This window comes from Microbacterium sp. NPDC058389, from assembly GCF_042722305.1.
GTDB lineage: Bacteria > Actinomycetota > Actinomycetes > Actinomycetales > Microbacteriaceae > Microbacterium.
In genome coordinates this window covers 334,746-351,875 of sequence record NZ_JBHXJQ010000004.1, presented here as the reverse complement: position 1 = coordinate 351,875, position 17,130 = coordinate 334,746, and the positions used below count along the sequence as shown (strand labels likewise).

The following is a 17,130-nucleotide window of genomic DNA, read 5'->3' as shown; positions in this document are numbered from 1 at the left end:
GTCAGCCCACCTTGATTCTCGGGTCGAGGGCCGCGTAGACGAGGTCCGCGATGAGGTTGAAGATGACCGCGAGCGTGCCTGTCACCACGAAGAACGCCATGACCGGATTGGGGTCGTGCATTCCGAGCGCCGTCACGAACAGACGGCCCATGCCGACCCAGCCGAACACCGTCTCGGTGATGACTGCGCCGCCGATGAGCGCGCCTACGTCGAACGCGATGATCGTCGTGATCGGGATGAGCGCGTTGCGGAACGCGTGACGGACGACGACCGTGCGCTCGGTGAGGCCCTTGGAGCGCGCGGTGCGGATGTAGTCCTGGTTCATGACCTCGAGCAGGCTCGCCCGCGAGTAGCGGGTGTAGCTCGCGAACGAGATCAGGATGATCGCGATCGTCGGCAGCAGCAGGTGGGTGTACAGGTCGATGCCCTGCACCCAGAAGTTGCCGCCGAGGCCCGGCGTGGACGAACCCACCGTCGCGATCGGGCGGCCGCGCACGCGGCTGGAGTTCGCGTACGCGTGCCAGTACGACATGTACTTGTCGAGCGCGATGAAGGCCGCGACGAAGAAGCCGACGATCGCTGTGGTGCGCACGACAGGCCCGCGGTCGGGTGCTCCCATGAACCAGCCGATGGCCCCGCTCACCACGACCGCGATCACGGCCAGCAGCAGGAAGAACCACAGCGTCATCCCGTTGAGGATGTAGTTCATCATCGGGAAGTACAGCGCGATGCCGATGACCGCGACGATCAGCGACGCGTACAGCGCCTTGCGGTTGCGCAGGCCCGTCGAGATCGCGGTGACGCCGACGGCGATGCCGAGGGCGAGGAACGCGTAGACCACGATGCCGATGCTCGGGTCTGCGAACCACTGCGTCACCGACAGGAACGTCAGCACCGCGGCGGTGGCCACGGCCGAGATGCCGAAGACGGTGAGGCGCTTGCGCCATCTGCCGCCCAGGATCGACATCCACAGCAAGCCCGACACGATCGACAAGCCGACGATCACGGGAACGGAGATCGTCGGATCAGCCAGCCAGTCGTTCAGCTGGATCGCACCGTACTGCTTGAGGAGCACGGCGACCCAGAAGATCGGGAGCGAGAAGAACAGGAACGCGATGAGCGTCACGCTGTAGTCGAACCCGGTGTACTGACGGAGCGCCGACACGATGCCGACGGTGATGCCCAGGACCATCGCGACGACGGTCGCGGTCGTGACCAGCGTCAGCGTCGACGTGATCGCGTTGCCCAGGAGGGCGTTCACCGGCTGGTTCTGGATGGAGATGCCGAAGTCGCCGCGGAAGATGCCGCCGAGCCACAGGAAGTAGCGCAGCGGCGGGGGGACGTCGAGGTTGAGGAGCCTTGTCCGCGCCTCGATGAGGGACTCCTTGTTAGGAGCGTTGCTCAGCCGGAGGTCTTCAAGGGGATCACCCGAGTAAGCCACCAGCAGATACATCAGGAATGTCGCGGCGAAGAGCACGAAGATCGATGCGATCAATCGCCGAATGATGAATGAAGCCATGTTGTGGCCGCCTGCCAATCGATGAATCAGCAGGGGCAGGAGCCGGCGTGCTGCCGACCTCGTGCCCGCCGCTGAGAGGAGTGTAACGCGGCGAGGTGCAGGTCCCCCAGGGGGACCTGCACCCCACCTCGGTGGTCAGTGCCGAAGCACGGTGACTACCGCGTGATTGTTACTCTCCCGAGTCGGTGACGGCCCAGTCCCACGCGTTCCAGAAGATCGTGGGGGCGAGGATCGACGGGTCGATGCCCTCCACACGGTCGCTGAACGCGGTGACGCCCGGGAACTGGAAGATGGTGACACCGTAGAAGTCGCTCCACAGCAGCTTGTCCATCTCCTGCTGCAGCTCGATCTGCTTGTCGGCGTCGAACTCCACGTTCAGCTGGGCGACGATGTCGTCGACGTCAGCGTTCGAGTAGAAGTTCAGGTTGTTGATCGCACCGGTCTGGAAGGTCGGCAGCGAGTTGGTCACACCGAGGCTGGTCGACTGCCACCCGAAGAGCGACGCGTCGTAGGCACCCGGGGTGCCCAGGAGGCCGCCCCACTTCTCGGAACCGCAGTCGGTGACGTTGAAGCCGGCCTGCGCAGCGGACTGCTGGATCAGGGCGAACTCGTTGACACGACGGGGGTTGTTCGACGCGTAGAGGATGCAGACCGAGGTGTCGGTGATGCCCGACTCGGCCAGCAGCGCCTTGGCGCCCTCGATGTCGACCTCGGCGTACGCGTCGGAGCCGTTGTTGGCGACCGACTCGTCGTAGCCCTCGGCGCCCGGGACGAACAGCTGCGAGCTGCGCAGCAGTGCGTCGTCGCCGGCGATCGGCTTGATCAGCGTGTCCAGGATCTCCTGGCGCGGGATGGTCTTGAGGAATGCCTCACGAGCCTTCGCGTTCGAGAAGATGTTCTGGGTGTTCTTGCCCTGGTCGAACTGCAGGTCGACGTGCTCGTACGTGCCCTCGACACCGGTCTTGACCGTGATGCCGTCGAGCGCGTCGAGTGCCGTCTTGATGTCGGCCGTGGCCTGGGGCGAGATGACGTCGACTTCACCGTTCTGCAGCGCCTGGACCGCGGCGAGCGGGTCCGGGATGAAGCGGATGGTGATCTCCTCGATGTTGGGCGCGTTCTCGCCCTTGTACTCGGGGTTCGCCTTCAGCGTGACGTACTGGTCAGCGACGAAGTCGGTGATCATGTACGGGCCGCTCGCGGTGACGAGGTCGGTGTCGTCGGGCATCTCGGTGAAGTTGAAGCCCGAGTTCCAGAACGACGAGATCGGCGCGAGGGAGGCCGCGTCGTTGTCCTGGATGGCGGAGACGACCGCGTCCTTGGCCTTCTTCGCGTCGTCGAGGTTGAGCGCCTTCTCACCGATGATGTGGGCCGGCAGCGGGCTCGGGAACGAGAGCTCCCAGTCCACGAACGGAGCGTCGTACACGAGGGTGATCGACTTGCCGTCCTTGCTGACCTCGGGGGTCTGCGAGACGAGGCCGAGGCCCGCGTCCGGCGTCGCGCCCGAGTCGAAGTAGACGACGTCCGTCGGGAGGTCGCCCGTGAACTCGCCGGTCTCGGCGTCCTGGTACTGCGTGGGGTCGAAGTCCGGCGTGTCGAGCGCGCGCGACAGTGCGGCCCAGTTCAGCAGGAGGTCGGAGGCGTCGACATCCACACCGTCGGACCACTTGACACCGTCGGCGATCGTGTACTTGATCGTCAGCGGGTCGTCCGAGAGCTTCTCGTACGTGCCGAACGACTTGTTCTCGATGAGCTTCGGGGTGTTGTCGTAGTAGTTGAAGCCGTCGAGGACGAGGTAGTTGATGTTGTTGTTCGCCGTGGCGTTGCCGAACGACGTGTTTCCGTTCATCGAGTAGAACGCCTGGTTCCATGCCGCCGTGATCGACGAGCCTTCGACGAGACCGGAGTCGTCGCCCGAGTCGGTACCGCCACCGTTGGCGGCGCAACCCGAGATCGCCAGTGCGCCGACCGCGGTGAGCGCCACCGCGGCCGAGATGCGCTTCATTCTCACTGTTCCTCCTGTGCAGGGTTGTGCGCGCGCGTCTGGGGGGACCGGACGGGCGCGCGGATGGGAAAACGATAAGCATCGCTGGTGAGATGGTCAAAACGATCGGCCAAAACGTTACAGAGCCTTAACTCAATCGACGCGAAGTGTGACAATCTGACAAGGTGGCACCCCCTACCCCGCCCCTCGACAGTGTGGTATCGAGTACCCTGTCCCCCCGCACCGGGTACCAGCGACGCCGGCTGACGTGGGAGATCTGGATCGTCCTGGCCGTCACGGTAGGCCAGTCCGCGCTGTACTCGGTGCTCTCGCTCGTGCGCAAGCTGCTGGCGCCCGTCCCGCTGGGCTCGCAGCAGACGCAGGTCAATCCCTCGCGCGACGCGCAGGCCGTGTGGGACGTCGTGTACCAGCTGCTCGCGGTGTTCTTCGCCCTCGCGCTGGTCGCCCTCGTCGTGTACCTGCTGTGGGAGCCGGGCAGCAACGCGCTGCGGCGCATCGGGCTCGACTTCACGCGGTTCGGCGGCGACCTCGGGCGAGGCGTGGTCCTCGCCGCGGTGATCGGCCTGCCGGGCCTCGCCCTCTACGCCGCGGGCCGTGCGCTGGGCATCACGGTCGCGGTGGTGGCCTCGCCGCTGGATGCCGCGTGGTGGACGATCCCGCTGCTCGTGCTGTCGGCGCTGCGGGCGGGGCTCACCGAAGAGGTCATCTTCATCGGCTACCTGTTCGACCGGCTGCGCCGACTCGGCTGGAACGACTGGAGCATCATCCTGACGGCCGCCGCCCTCCGCGGCGCCTACCACGCGTACCAGGGCTTCGGCGCGATCATCGGCAATGTCGTGATGGGCGTCGTGTTCGGGTGGTGCTACCGGCGCTGGGGGCGCGTGATGCCGCTCGTCATCGCCCACACGCTCCTGGACGTCGTCGCGTTCGTCGGCTATCCGCTGGCAGCGGCGCTGTGGCCAGGCGTGTTCGCGCCGGTGCCCTCGCCCACCCCCACGCCGACCCCGACCCCCTGACGGAGACGGGATGCCGGGGGCACCGGCATCCCGTCTCTCACAGTGTCAGGCGAAGGCCTCGATCGGCGGGCAGGCGCACACGAGGTTGCGGTCGCCGTACGCCTGGTCGATGCGACGCACCGGCGGCCAGTACTTCGTGCGCACGAGGGCGTGGACCGGGTACACGGCGGTCTCGCGCGAGTACGGGTGGGTCCACTCGCCGGCGACGACGGACTCGGCCGTGTGCGGGGCGTTGACGAGCGGGTTGTCGTCGGCGGGCCACTCCCCGGCGGCGACCCGGTCGGCCTCGGCCCGGATCGCGATCATCGCCTCGATGAAGCGCTCGATCTCGCCGAGATCCTCGGACTCGGTCGGCTCGACCATGAGGGTGCCCGCGACCGGGAACGACATCGTCGGGGCGTGGAAGCCGTAGTCGATGAGGCGTTTGGCCACGTCGTCGACGCTCACCCCGGTCGCCTCCTTGAGAGGACGCAGGTCGAGGATGCACTCGTGCGCGACGAGACCCGCCTCGCCCGCGTACAGCACGGGGTAGTGGTCGCGCAGGCGGAACGCGATGTAGTTCGCGGCCAGCACCGCCGCCGCCGTGGCGGCCCGGAGGCCTTCGGCGCCCATCATGCGCACGTACGCCCACGAGATCGGCAGGATGCTCGCCGAGCCGTGGGGCGCCGCCGAGATCGGGCCGCCGTCGAAGACGCCGCCCGGGTGGTCCCGCCGCTGCGACAGCGGGTGGCTCGGCAGGTACGGCGCGAGGTGCGCCTTGGCCGCCACCGGGCCGACGCCCGGCCCGCCGCCGCCGTGCGGGATCGCGAACGTCTTGTGCAGGTTGAGGTGGGACACGTCGCCCCCCAGATCGCCGAAGCGCGCGTAGCCGAGGAGCGCGTTGAGGTTCGCGCCGTCGACGTACACCTGCCCGCCGGCGTCGTGCACGGCCTGCGTGATGTCGAGCACATCGTGCTCGTACACGCCGTGGGTGGACGGGTATGTGATCATGAGCGCCGCGAGCTCGCCCGCATGCGTTGCGATCTTGGCGCGCAGGTCGTCGAGGTCGACGTTGCCCGCGTCGTCGCAGGCGACCACGACCACGCGCATGCCCGCGAGCACGGCGGAGGCCGCGTTCGTGCCGTGGGCCGACGACGGGATGAGGCACACGGTGCGCTCCAGATCGCCGTTGGCGCGGTGGTAGCCGCGGATCGCCATGAGGCCCGCGAGCTCGCCCTGCGAGCCCGCGTTCGGCTGCAGCGACACCGCGTCGTACCCGGTGACCTCCGCGAGCCACACCTCGAGCTGCTCGATCATCGCGAGGTAGCCGTGCACGTCCTCCTCGGGCGCGAACGGGTGCACGCGTGAGAACTCCGGCCACGACACCGCGGCCATCTCTGTTGCGGCGTTGAGCTTCATCGTGCACGAGCCCAGCGGGATCATGCCGCGGTCGAGCGCGTAGTCGCGGTCCGACAGCTGCTTGAGGTAGCGCATCATCGCCGTCTCGGAGCGGTGCGAGTTGAACACTGGGTGCGTGAGGAACTCCTCGACGCGGTGCAGCTCGGCCGGCACCGCGGCAAGCGGTGCGGCATCCACGAAGGAGAGCGCGCGCTCCCCCTGCTCGCCCGCACCGGCGAACTCGCCCTCGGGCAGCCCGAAGGACCACGCCACGGCCGCGAGGTCGTCGGCGGTCGTGGTCTCGTCCACCGAGACGCCGACGGTCGCGTCGTCGACCCACGCAAGCTGGTAGCCGCGAGTGCGGGCGCGCTCGATCACGCGGCGCGACGGCCCCGGGGTCGCCACGCGGATCGTGTCGAAGAACGCGTCCGATCGCAGCGAGAGGCCGTACTCGCGCAGACGTCCGGCGAGCGCCTCGGCCTTCTTCGCGACGTCCGTGGCGATCGCGCGGAGCCCGTCCGGGCCGTGGTAGACGGCGTACATCGACGCCATGACGGCCAGCAGCACCTGCGACGTGCAGATGTTGGACGTGGCCTTCTCGCGGCGGATGTGCTGCTCGCGCGTCTGCAGCGCGAGGCGGTACGCCGGGTGCCCGGCGGCGTCCTGCGAGACGCCGACGAGACGGCCGGGCAGCTGGCGCTCCAGACCCTGGCGCACGGCCATGTAGCCCGCGTGCGGCCCGCCGAAGCCCAGCGGCACGCCGAAGCGCTGCGTGGTGCCCACGGCGACGTCGGCGCCGAGCGAGCCCGGCGATCGCAGGAGCGTGAGCGCCAGGATGTCGGCGGCCACGACGACCAGCGCGCCGGCGACGTGCGCGGCATCCACGACTCCCGACGGGTCCCACACGCGGCCCGAGGCGCCGGGGTACTGCACCAGCACGCCGAAGTGCTCGTCGGGCAGGGTCGCGCCGTTCGCGAGGTCGAGCACGACGAGCTCGATGCCGACGGCGGCGGCGCGGTGCGCGAGCAGCGCGCGCGTCTGGGGCAGCGCGTCCGCGTCGACCACGAACACGTTCGACGCGGACTTCGAGCCGCGGCGGGCGACCAGCATGCCCTCGACGACGGCCGTCGACTCGTCGAGCATCGAGGCGTTCGCCGTCGCGAGCCCGGTGAGGTCGGTCACCATCGTCTGGAAGTTGATGAGCGCCTCCAGGCGCCCCTGCGAGATCTCGGGCTGGTACGGCGTGTACGCGGTGTACCAGGACGGGTTCTCCAGCACGTTGCGCGCGATCACCGACGGCGTGAAGGTGTCGGCGTAGCCGAGGCCGATCATCGGGCGCGCGGTGCGGTTCTGCGACGCCAGCGCCCGCAGCTCCGCGAGAGCCTCGGCCTCGGTGGCCGCCGGCGGGATGTCGCTCGTCGTGCGGGGCTTCGCGTGGATGGATGCCGGCACCGCCGCCTCGACGAGGGCGTCGACGCTGTCGTAGCCGAGCGCGTCGAGCATGGTCCGCTGCGCTGCGGCATCCGTCCCGATGTGACGGTCGGCGAACAGACCCGTCATTCGGCGCCGCCCGTGAGCGAGATGTACGCGTCGCGGTCGAGCAGCTCGGCGACGGCGGCCGGGTCGACCGTGATCTTCACGAGCCAGCCGGCGCCGAACGGGTCGGCGTTCACCAGCGACGGGTCGTCGACGACGGCGTCGTTCACCGCGACGACCTCGCCCGTGAGCGGCGCGTAGAGCTCGCCGACCGACTTGGTGGACTCGATCTCGCCGACGACGGTCGCGGCCGTCACCGTGCTGCCCACGGCGGGCAGCTCCACGAAGACGACGTCGCCGAGCTTGTCGGCGGCGTACTCGGTGATGCCGACGGTCGCGGTGTCGCCGTCCAGGGCGACCCACTCGTGCTCGGCGGTGTACTTGAGGGCGGTGAGGTCGGTCATGGGTTCCTCCGTAGGCGGGTCGGTGGCTCAGCGGGCGCGCTGATAGAACGGGAGAGCGGTCACGGTCGCGGGGATGCGGGTCCCGCGCACGTCGATGGACAGGGGCGTGCCGACGGCGGCGGACGCGGGTGACACGAACGCCATGGCGATGGGATGCCCCAGCGTCGGGCTCAGCGCGCCGCTGGTGATCTCGCCGACGGTCTCGCCGGCGTCGTCCAGCACGGCGTACCCGGCACGGCCGGCGCGCTTGCCGTCGGCGACGAGGCCGACGAGCACGGGGGCGTCCGGGGCGACGACGGCCGCGAGCGCCGTCTTGCCGACGAAGCCGGGCTTGTCGGCGGCGACGACGCGGCCGAGGCCCGCCTGGGCGGGCACGATGTCGAGGGACAGCTCGTGGCCGTACAGCGGCATGCCTGCCTCGAGGCGCAGCGTGTCGCGTGCCGCCAGTCCCGCGGGCACGAGGCCGAGGGGTGCGCCGGCGGCGAGCAGGGCGTCCCACAGGGCGGGGGCGGACTCGTTGGGCACGAGCAGCTCGAAGCCGTCCTCGCCGGTGTAGCCGGTGCGGGCGACGAACAGCGGGGCGCCGTCGAAGGCTCCGTCCGACCACGCGTAGTAGCCGAGATCGGCGAACGCGGGCTGCACGCCGGCGATGCCGGCGGTCGCCTCGACGACCGAGCGCGCGATGGGGCCCTGCACGGCGATCAGCGCGTACGCGTCGGTGCTGTCGACGACCTCGGTCTCGAAACCGGCCACACGGTCGGTGAACGCCGAGGCGACGGCATCCCGGTTCCCCGCGTTCGCGATCACCAGGAAGCGGTCTTCGGCGAGCCGGTAGACGATGACGTCGTCGACGATGCCGCCGGACTCGGCGAGGACCAGGGAGTACTTCGCCTTGCCCGCGCGCATCGGCGAGATCGCGCCGGCGAGGGCGTAGTCGAGGAAGGCGCCGGAGCCGGGCCCGGTGACCTGGAACTCGGCCATGTGCGAGATGTCGAACAGGCCCGCGGCTGTGCGCACCGCATGGTGCTCGGCGAGGTCGGACGTGTAGCGCACCGGCATGAGCCAGCCGCCGAAGTCGGTGAACGAGGCACCGAGCGCCTCATGGCGGTCGTGCAGGGCTGTGGTGCGAAGGTCGGTCATCGAGTTCTCCCGGTCGTGGGCGGGCAGACGTCTGGCGACGTCTGTGAACTCCCCCTCTGTCATAGGCCTGAGAGCTTCGCCCGACCCCGTGGGGTGCGGACTTTCACCGTCGGCGGATCCTCGCGCAGCGGGGATCGCTTTCCAGAGTCGGCCTGCCCGAACGGTACGCGTACCTGAGAGATTGGCGGGGAGGCTTGCTCCTTCGGTGCTCGGCGATCGCGCTGCCGAGGCTCTCCCGCCCGGGTTGTGGGCCGTGTGTTGACTTGCGGAGCCAGCATACCGGGCGCGGCGCCGGATCGACGCAGCGGCCGCACCGACGTCAGTCGACGCAGTGACCCGACGACACGCGGTCGGTCAGCGACGGCGCCTGGGCCGCCACCGGGGTGAGCTCCGACATCGTCATGGCGTAGCCGAGCTCGGGATCGTTCTCGGCGCGCGCGAACACCACGCCCGCCACGGCGCCCTCCGCGGTGAGGAGCGGACCGCCCGAGTTGCCCGGGCGCACTTCCGCATCGAGTGCGTAGATCTCGCGCGGGGTCCACGACGAGTCGTACACGTCGGGCACGGTCGCCGTGCCCACCGAGCGCACGCCCGCGGACACCATCGTGAACGGGCCGCCGTACGGGTACCCCTGCACGACCGCCGCGGCGCCCGGCTGCAGCGTCGACGAGAACGGGAGCGGGCGCGCGCCGAGGTCGTCGACCGCGATCACCGCGAGGTCGTCGGTCGGGTCGAAGTACACGACCCGTCCCTCGCGCGCGGGGACGCCCGGCAGTTCGACGACCGGGGTGTCGACGCCCGCGACCACGTGCGCGTTCGTGACGACACGATCGGCCGCGATCACGAAGCCTGTGCCGCTGGAGCCCCGACCGCACGCGTATGCGTTGCCCGACACGCGGGCGACCGACGCCGCGGCTGTCTGCAGCGCGGGGTCGTCCAGCGCGACCGGTGGTGCGGGGTCCACCGTCCCCGGCCCGAGAAGCGTGCCGAGCCCCGGCAGTCCGTCGTCGAGGACGGCGCCGCGCAACTCCGCGAGGGCGGCGGCCACCGGGTCGGGCGTTGCCGCCTCGATGCCGCGCAGCACCACCGACGATGCGACGGCGGACGACACGACCGGGATGCCCGCGACCGCGATGGCCGGCGCCACCAGCGCGAGCGCGAGCGCCGCCGCCACCACCGAGGCGATGCCGCCCAGCGCGCGCTCGACACCGCCGAGCTTCAGGCGGTCGGCCCCTGAGCGCAGCACCGCGCCGAGCGCGGCGCCGACGGCGGCACCGAGCGCGACGAGGCCGATCGCCGTCACGAGCACGGCGGCTCCGCGCCACATCGGCTGGGGCACCCAGGTGCTCACCAGCGGCGTGAGCCAGAAGGCCGCGACCGCACCCGCCGCGAGGCCTGCCAGCGTGCCGATGCTGGCGAAGAAGCCGCGATGGATGCCGGCGGCCAGCGCCCCGATCAGGATCAGGATGACCAGCACGTCGACGACGATCATGCCCATCCTCTCCGCGCGCCCGAATCGTCCCGCCAGGCTACGCATCCAGCCTGGGAGACGACCGCGACGCGCGGCGGTGAGGCGGGCTCAGGGACGTCCGGCCGAGAGCTCCCTGCGCACCTCGTCGCGCAGCATCCCCTGGTTCTCGGGGTCGGGTGCGGCGCCGAGGAGGGTGCGGGTGTAGTCGTGCTGCGGGTCGAGGATGACGGTGTCCGCGGGCCCGCGTTCGACGATGTCGCCGCGGTACATCACGAGGATCTCGTCCGAGAAGTGGCGGGCGGTGGCCAGGTCGTGCGTGATGTACAGCACGCCCAGGTGGTCCTCGCGCTGCAGCTGCGCGAGCAGGTTCAGCACGCCGAGCCGGATCGACACGTCGAGCATCGACACCGGCTCGTCGGCGACGATGAACTGCGCCCCGGGCGCCAGTGCCCGGGCGATCGCGACGCGCTGCCGCTGCCCACCCGACAGCTCGTGGGGACGACGGTCGGCCATCCGGTCGCTGGGGCTGAGCCGCACCCGATCCAGCAACTCCAGGGTGCGCCTGCGCAGCTCGGCGCGGCCGATGCCGGGGTTGTGGATCTTCAGCGGCCGCTCCAGGTGGTGCGCGATGGAGTGGAACGGGTTCAGCGACGCGAACGGGTCCTGGAACACCATCTGCACATCGCCCCGGTACGCGGCCGCGTCCCGCCCGCCCCGGCTCGCGGGCTTGCCGTCCAGCAGGATCTGCCCGCTGGTGGGCGTCTCCAGACGCGCCAGCATCTTCGCGATCGTCGACTTGCCCGACCCGGACTCCCCCACCAGCGCGATCGTGCGCCCTGCCTCGAGGGTGAACGAGACATCCTTCACCGCATGCAGAGTCGAGAACTTCAGGCCGCTGCGCAACCGGAAGTCCTTCACCAGGTTGCGCGCCTCAAGCGTACGCGGCGTGGACGGGGCGGACGCGGCGGTCATGCCGCACCTCCTTCGACAGTGGCCGCCGGGCCGAGCGTCGCCGAGACCGACTGCGCGCCGGTGCGCACGAAGTCGCCCCGTTCGCCACGCAGACTCGGGAAGCTGGACAGCAGCCTCTTGGTGTACTCGTGCTGCGGACGCCGGTAGATCTCCGTCGCCGTCCCGAGCTCGACGATCTGCCCCTGCAGCATCACCGCGATCCGGTCACTGATCTCGATCAGCATCGGCAAGTCGTGCGTGATGAAGATCACCGCGAACCCCAGCTTCTCCCGCAGCCGCATGATCTCCCGGATGATGCCCCGCTGCACCACCACATCCAACGCGGTCGTCGGCTCGTCCATGATCATCACCTGCGGATCCAACGCCAGCGCCATCGCGATCATGACGCGCTGACGCATCCCGCCCGACAGCTCGTGCGGGAAGCTCGACAACCGCTTCGGATCGACACCCACCAGCTCCAGCAGCTCCTCGCTGCGCTGCTGCTTCTGCCGCTTGGACATGTCGGGCCGGTGCGTGGTGAACACGTCGAACAGCTGCGCCCGGATGTTGATCACCGGGTTCAGCGAGTTCATCGCACCCTGGAACACCATCGACACCTTGTCCCACCGGAACCGGCGCAACTCCTCATCGGCCAGCGCGACGACGTCGATGTCCTCCCCGGTGCGATCGTGGAACACGACCTCACCCGCGGTCATCAACGCCGGCGGCTTGAGCAGCCGATTCATGCCATATGCGAGCGTCGTCTTGCCGCATCCCGACTCCCCCGCCAGCCCAAGGATCTCGCCACGGTTCAGCGTCAGCGACACGTTGCGCACCGCCTTCACCGGCGGATCGACCTCGTACTCGATCGAGACATTGGTCGCCGTCAGCACCGCGTCGCCGGTCATGCCTCTGCTCCGTTCGTGGTGTGCGCGGCCTCGACGCCGCGCCCGGCGCGTTTGGCCTGACGTACGCGGCGGGCGTTCTGGGGGGCGAGCCGCAGCTTCGGGTTGATGATCTCGTCGATCGAGAAGTTGATGAGCGACAGGCCCGCGCCCAGCAGCGCGATCATGAGGCCCGGCGGCACGAACCACCACCACGCGCCCTGGCCGAGCGCCTGACCGCTCTGCGCCTCGTTGAGCATCGTGCCCCAGGTGATCGATCCGGTCGGACCGAGACCCAGATAGGAGAGGCCGGCCTCGCCGAGGATGGCGAAGATGATCGCGAAGAGGAACTGCGCCGTCAGCAGCGGGAGGAGGTTGGGCAGGATCTCGACGAAGATGATGCGGCCCGACTTCTCGCCCGCGACGCGGCTCGCCGCGACGTAGTCGCGAGCGCGTACCGATCTCGACAGCGCACGCAGCACGACCGCGGATCCCGCCCAGCCGGTGATGCCCAGCACGACCGCGACGAGCAGCCAGCTGCGCACCGGGATGTAGCTCGAGATGACCATCACGAGCGGGAGTCCGGGGATCACCAGCATGATGTTCGTGAAGAGCGACAGGATCTCGTCCCACCAGCCGCCCTTGTAGCCCGCGACGATGCCGAAGAACAGCGACAGCACGAGGGCGATGAGGCCCGCGATGATGCCGACCATGAGCGATCCGCGCGCGCCGGTGGCGAGCTGTGCGAACACGTCGTAGCCGAGCTTCGTCGTGCCGAGGAGGTGCTCGGGGCTCGGCGGCTGCAGCGCCGGGTTGTCCGAGTCGTACGGGTCCTGCGCGAAGATCGGCGCGATGATCGCGAACAGCACGATGCCGACCACGATGATGAGGCCGATCGCGAGCTTCAGCGACATGCGGGGCATGAGCTGGCGGAAGCCGCGGCGCGCATCGCGCGCCTCCTCACGGGCGGTCACGATGTCGACGGTCACCGGCGGCGTCATGATGGCCGCCGGCGCGATGATCGCCGGGTCGATGGTGCGGTCGGACAGCGTCTGCGGCTCGTCGACGGCGGGCGCGGAGCGCGGATCGGTCACTTCGGTTTCCTCAGACATTGTGGCGCGCCCTCGGGTCGATGAATCCGTACACGAGGTCCATGATGAAGTTCGCCGCGAGCACCGCGATCGTGATCACGAGGAACACGCCCTGCATGAGCGCGTAGTCGCTGTTCTGGACGGACTGGATCATGAGCTTGCCGACGCCCGGGTAGGTGAACACCTGCTCCATGACGATGGATCCCGCGACGACGAATCCGAGCGAGATGCTGAAGCCCGCGATCGAGGGGATGGCCGCATTGCGGGTGGCATACGTCCGCAGGATGCGCATCGGCTTCAGACCCTTGGCCTCGGCCGTGACGATGTAGTCCTCCGAGACGGTGGACACCATCATGTTGCGCATGCCGAGCAGCCAGCCGCCGACGGAGCTGAGCACGATCGTCAGCGCCGGCAGGAAGCCGTGGTAGATCGCGTTGGAGATGAACGCCCAGCTCCACTCGGGCCCGTCGGGGAACTCGAAGACGTCGTAGCCGCCGATGATCGGGAACCACCCGAGCGCCACCGAGAAGACGGCGATGAGCACGAGCGCGAGCCAGAAGTAGGGGATGGACTGGAGCACCGTCGTGAACGGCACCAGGTGGTCGACCCATGTCCCGCGTCGCCATCCGACCCACGCGCCGACGCCGACGCCGAGGATGAACGAGATCAGGGTGGCGAGGCCGACCAGGATCACCGTCCACGGCAGTGCCGCGGCGATGAGGTCGACCACCGGAGTCGGGTACTTCGTGATGGAGATGCCGAGATCCCCCTGAAGCAGCCGACTCCAGTAGTTGACGTACTGCTCCCACATCGACTGATCAGTGCCTCCGAGGAGGGCCTTGATGTTGCGGATCTGGGTCTCGCTGATCTCCCCGCCGGCACGCTGCATCTTGGCGATCATGATGTCGGCGGGGTCGCCGGGCAGAAGCCTCGGCAGGAGGAAGTTGAGGGAGATCGTCGCCCACAGTGTCACCACATAGAACGCGATCCGCCGCGCATAGAACTTCATTGCGGCCTGCTCCTCCTTGCCGCGGCTTCTGCCCGGTTCTGCATTACTTCACCGGCTCCAGGTGCTGGAGGATGTAGCCGGCCGCCACCGAACCCCATGCGGGCGGGAAGGCGTACAGGTCGTCCTCGGTCGGCCAGCCCGTGAAGTCCTTCGAGTTGTAGAACGTCTGGGTGGCGTTGATGACCAGCGGGATGTAGGGCAGGTCGCGCACGATCTCGGTCTGGACCTTGGCGTACGCCTCCTTCTTGACGGCCTCGTCGTTGGTGGCGGCGGCAGCGGCCACGGCCTCGTTCACGACGGGGTTGTCGTAGCGGCTGAAGTTCCAGCGGCCCGTCGGGACCTCCTGGCCGACCTGCGAGGTCGACTCACCGGTGAACCAGTCCTTGTAGATCTGGAACGGGTCGGCGACCGAGGTGCCGATCACGCCACCCATGATCAGCTGGTACTGGCCGGTCTGACGGGCGTCCGAGAACTCCTGCCACTGCACCGTCGACGCGGTGACCTTGATGCCGGCCTCAGCAGCCTCCTCGGCGATGAGCTTCGCGGCGTCGTTGTAGTCGGTCCAGCCGTCCACCGAGATGAGGCTCAGCTCGATCGGCGTGCCGTCCTTGCCGTAGAAGCCGTCCCCGCCCTTGGTGTAGCCGGCGGCCTCGAGGATCTCTCCCGCGGCGGCGGCGTCGGGCGACTGCGGGCTGGTCTCGTTGGCCGGGTCGGCGAGCCACTTGGCGTCGCGCGGCATCAGCGTGAAGGCGGGCGAGATGTCGCCGGTGAGGCCGACGAACGCCTTCTCCTTGATCGTGCCGCGGTCGATCGCGACGTTGAGCGCCTGGCGGACGGCGACGTCGGTCTGCGGACCGGTGCAGCCGAGGTCGGCGTTCGAGCACGTGTACAGGACCGTCGGGTCCTGCGGCGTGTTGATCATGCTGATGACGCCCTTGTCGGTGACCGAGTCGGGGTTGGGCACGAACATGCCGGTCCAGTCGAGCTTGCCGGCCGTCAGCAGGTCCTGCGCCGACTGGTTCGCGTCGATGCCGATGTACTGCACCTTCTTGATGGCGGGCACGCCCTCGTCGCGGAAGTTCTCGTTCGCGACGACGGTGTAGGACGCGTCCGTCACCTTGTCGACCACGTACGGGCCGGTGCCGACCGGGTCCTCGTCGGTGAACGTCGAGTAGTCGTCGACGTCCTTCCAGATGTGCTCCGGCAGGATCCACGTGGTGCCGAGGATCTGGAACTCGTTGGTGTACTGCGGGGTCGAGTACGTGAGGACGAGCGTGGTGTCGTCGGGCGCCTCGGCCGAGACGAGGCCGTCGCGGTGGTTGGGCTCGTAATTGAACGTGAACGCGGCGTCTGCGGCCGAGAAGTCCTCGCCGTCGCTCCACTTCACGCCGTCCTTGAGCTTGACGGTGATGACGGTGCCGTCCTCGTTGTACTCGAAGCTCTCGCCGAGCATCGGCGCGGGCGCGTCGTCGGCGGTCTTGTTGTAGAAGAAGAGCGGCTCGTAGATCGGGCCGAGCGCAGCGTGGAGCACGCTCGGCGAGAACGGGTTGAAGTTCGCCTCGATGGGGGTCTGGCTGCCCGCCCAGACCCGCAGGGTGCGTCCTTCCGAGGAGGAGGAGTCGTCGCCCCCGCCTCCACCGGCACAGCCCGACAGGCCGAGACCGAGGATCGCTGCCCCGGCGACGGCGAGAAGCGCGGCGCGGCGCTTCGCGTTTCGAATCATCATTGGTTCTTTCTCTCGTGCGGCATTGCAGGGAGGAGTGCAAGGGCACCCGGGACGTTCATTAGTTCTGTTCCCTAACAAACGTTTGAACGTAAACCTAACAAACATTCCCCCACGACGCATCCCGGAATCGTCACGTCTTCGCAACGGTTGACCTGCGGCGCCCTCGCCGGGGAATTGTGTCGACCCGGGTTTGGCTTCAGGTCACTCTGACACTATGATCGAGCCTAGTTAGAGTCATCATGACCAGAACAAACGCCGACATCACCCCCACGACCGTCGCACCGGCCTCCGCCGACGCGACGCGAGTCGCCGTGTCCACCGTGATCTTCGCGCTCCGCCGCATCGACGGCGGGGACGCCGCCCGGGTCGCACTCCCCCTCGTGCGTCGCACGCGCGATCCGCACGAAGGTCAGTGGGCGCTTCCCGGCGGCTGGCTCGACATCGCCGAGAGCCTCGACGCCGCGGCATCCCGCACCCTCGCCGAGACGACCGGGCTGGCACCGAGCTTTCTCGAGCAGCTGTACGCGTTCGGGGCCGTCGACAGGTCGCCGACGCGCGTGATCTCGATCGTCTACTGGGCGCTGATCCGCGCCGACGAGATCTCTGAGGATGCCGTCGAGCCGCTGTTCGCCACCGAGAACGTGCAGTGGTTCGATGCCACGGCGCTGCCTCGCCTGGCGTTCGACCACAACGAGATCGTCGACTACGCGCTGTGGCGCCTGCGCAACAAGGTGGGCTACAGCCGCATCGCTCATGGGCTGCTCGCCGACGAGTTCACGCTGGCCGACCTCCGCGAGGTGTACGAGGCCATCCTCGGCCGACGCCTCGACCCCGCGAACTTCCGACGTCAGGTCGAGAACTCCGGCACCCTCATCCCGACCGACCGCTTCCGCACGGGCAGCCATCGCCCCGCGCGGCTGTACCGCTACAACCAGGACGTCGAGCTCGCCGACCGCGGCCCGCTCGATCTCCGCCACTGACCCATCCCGAACGGAGCGCCCGAC

13 protein-coding genes and 2 riboswitches are annotated in these 17,130 nt (G+C 68.9%); of the genes, 2 read left to right on the top strand and 11 right to left on the bottom strand.

What is annotated here, in order from left to right:
• Position 1 precedes the first annotated feature (1 nt).
• Positions 2–1,519, bottom strand: coding sequence for an ABC transporter permease (locus tag ACFWJ8_RS08475; RefSeq protein WP_378810569.1), 1,518 nt, complete (start codon positions 1,517–1,519; stop codon positions 2–4).
• 169 nt (positions 1,520–1,688) lie between these two features.
• Positions 1,689–3,521, bottom strand: a complete 1,833-nt coding sequence (locus tag ACFWJ8_RS08470; RefSeq protein WP_378810568.1) for an ABC transporter family substrate-binding protein — start codon at positions 3,519–3,521, stop codon at positions 1,689–1,691.
• Between the two features lie 194 nt (positions 3,522–3,715).
• On the opposite strand from ACFWJ8_RS08470, the gene ACFWJ8_RS08465 reads away from it, so the two are divergent.
• Positions 3,716–4,537: a CPBP family intramembrane glutamic endopeptidase gene (locus ACFWJ8_RS08465; protein WP_378810567.1), complete on the top strand. Its 822-nt coding sequence runs from the start codon at positions 3,716–3,718 to the stop codon at positions 4,535–4,537.
• 45 nt (positions 4,538–4,582) lie between these two features.
• Here ACFWJ8_RS08465 and gcvP read toward each other — a convergent pair whose 3' ends face one another.
• From gcvP to ACFWJ8_RS08420, 9 genes are all read right to left on the bottom strand, one after another.
• A complete protein-coding gene (gene gcvP, locus ACFWJ8_RS08460) occupies positions 4,583–7,474 on the bottom strand; it encodes an aminomethyl-transferring glycine dehydrogenase (protein ID WP_378810565.1) in 2,892 nt (963 codons plus the stop codon).
• The gene (gene gcvH / locus ACFWJ8_RS08455) at positions 7,471–7,854 is read right to left on the bottom strand and encodes a glycine cleavage system protein GcvH (RefSeq protein WP_378810563.1); all 384 of its coding nucleotides are present in this window, start codon (positions 7,852–7,854) and stop codon (positions 7,471–7,473) included. The genes gcvP and gcvH overlap by 4 nt, the downstream gene beginning before the upstream one ends.
• A 27-nt stretch (positions 7,855–7,881) precedes the next feature.
• The gene (gene gcvT / locus ACFWJ8_RS08450; RefSeq protein ID WP_378810561.1) at positions 7,882–8,994 is read right to left on the bottom strand and encodes a glycine cleavage system aminomethyltransferase GcvT; all 1,113 of its coding nucleotides are present in this window, start codon (positions 8,992–8,994) and stop codon (positions 7,882–7,884) included.
• A gap of 46 nt (positions 8,995–9,040) precedes the next feature.
• A riboswitch (glycine riboswitch) is annotated at positions 9,041–9,145 on the bottom strand.
• Positions 9,146–9,242, bottom strand: a riboswitch (glycine riboswitch).
• A 71-nt stretch (positions 9,243–9,313) separates the two neighbouring features.
• Positions 9,314–10,486, bottom strand: coding sequence for a MarP family serine protease (locus ACFWJ8_RS08445; RefSeq protein ID WP_378810559.1), 1,173 nt, complete (start codon positions 10,484–10,486; stop codon positions 9,314–9,316).
• An 87-nt stretch (positions 10,487–10,573) separates the two neighbouring features.
• Positions 10,574–11,437 carry an ABC transporter ATP-binding protein gene (locus tag ACFWJ8_RS08440; RefSeq protein ID WP_378810557.1) on the bottom strand — a complete coding sequence of 288 codons (864 nt, stop codon included), beginning with the start codon at positions 11,435–11,437 and terminating at the stop codon, positions 10,574–10,576.
• Positions 11,434–12,324 carry an ABC transporter ATP-binding protein gene (locus ACFWJ8_RS08435; protein WP_378810555.1) on the bottom strand — a complete coding sequence of 297 codons (891 nt, stop codon included), beginning with the start codon at positions 12,322–12,324 and terminating at the stop codon, positions 11,434–11,436. The genes ACFWJ8_RS08440 and ACFWJ8_RS08435 overlap by 4 nt, the downstream gene beginning before the upstream one ends.
• Positions 12,321–13,394 carry an ABC transporter permease gene (locus tag ACFWJ8_RS08430; RefSeq protein ID WP_378810554.1) on the bottom strand — a complete coding sequence of 358 codons (1,074 nt, stop codon included), beginning with the start codon at positions 13,392–13,394 and terminating at the stop codon, positions 12,321–12,323. Before ACFWJ8_RS08430 ends, ACFWJ8_RS08435 begins: the two co-directional genes overlap by 4 nt.
• 10 nt (positions 13,395–13,404) lie before the next feature.
• Positions 13,405–14,400, bottom strand: coding sequence for an ABC transporter permease (locus ACFWJ8_RS08425; protein ID WP_378810553.1), 996 nt, complete (start codon positions 14,398–14,400; stop codon positions 13,405–13,407).
• 43 nt (positions 14,401–14,443) lie between these two features.
• Positions 14,444–16,126 carry an ABC transporter substrate-binding protein gene (locus ACFWJ8_RS08420; RefSeq protein ID WP_378810551.1) on the bottom strand — a complete coding sequence of 561 codons (1,683 nt, stop codon included), beginning with the start codon at positions 16,124–16,126 and terminating at the stop codon, positions 14,444–14,446.
• Positions 16,127–16,365: 239 nt separating this feature from the next.
• Between ACFWJ8_RS08420 and ACFWJ8_RS08415 the strand changes: the two genes are divergently transcribed.
• Positions 16,366–17,106 carry an NUDIX domain-containing protein gene (locus ACFWJ8_RS08415; protein WP_378810550.1) on the top strand — a complete coding sequence of 247 codons (741 nt, stop codon included), beginning with the start codon at positions 16,366–16,368 and terminating at the stop codon, positions 17,104–17,106.
• Positions 17,107–17,130 lie beyond the last annotated feature (24 nt).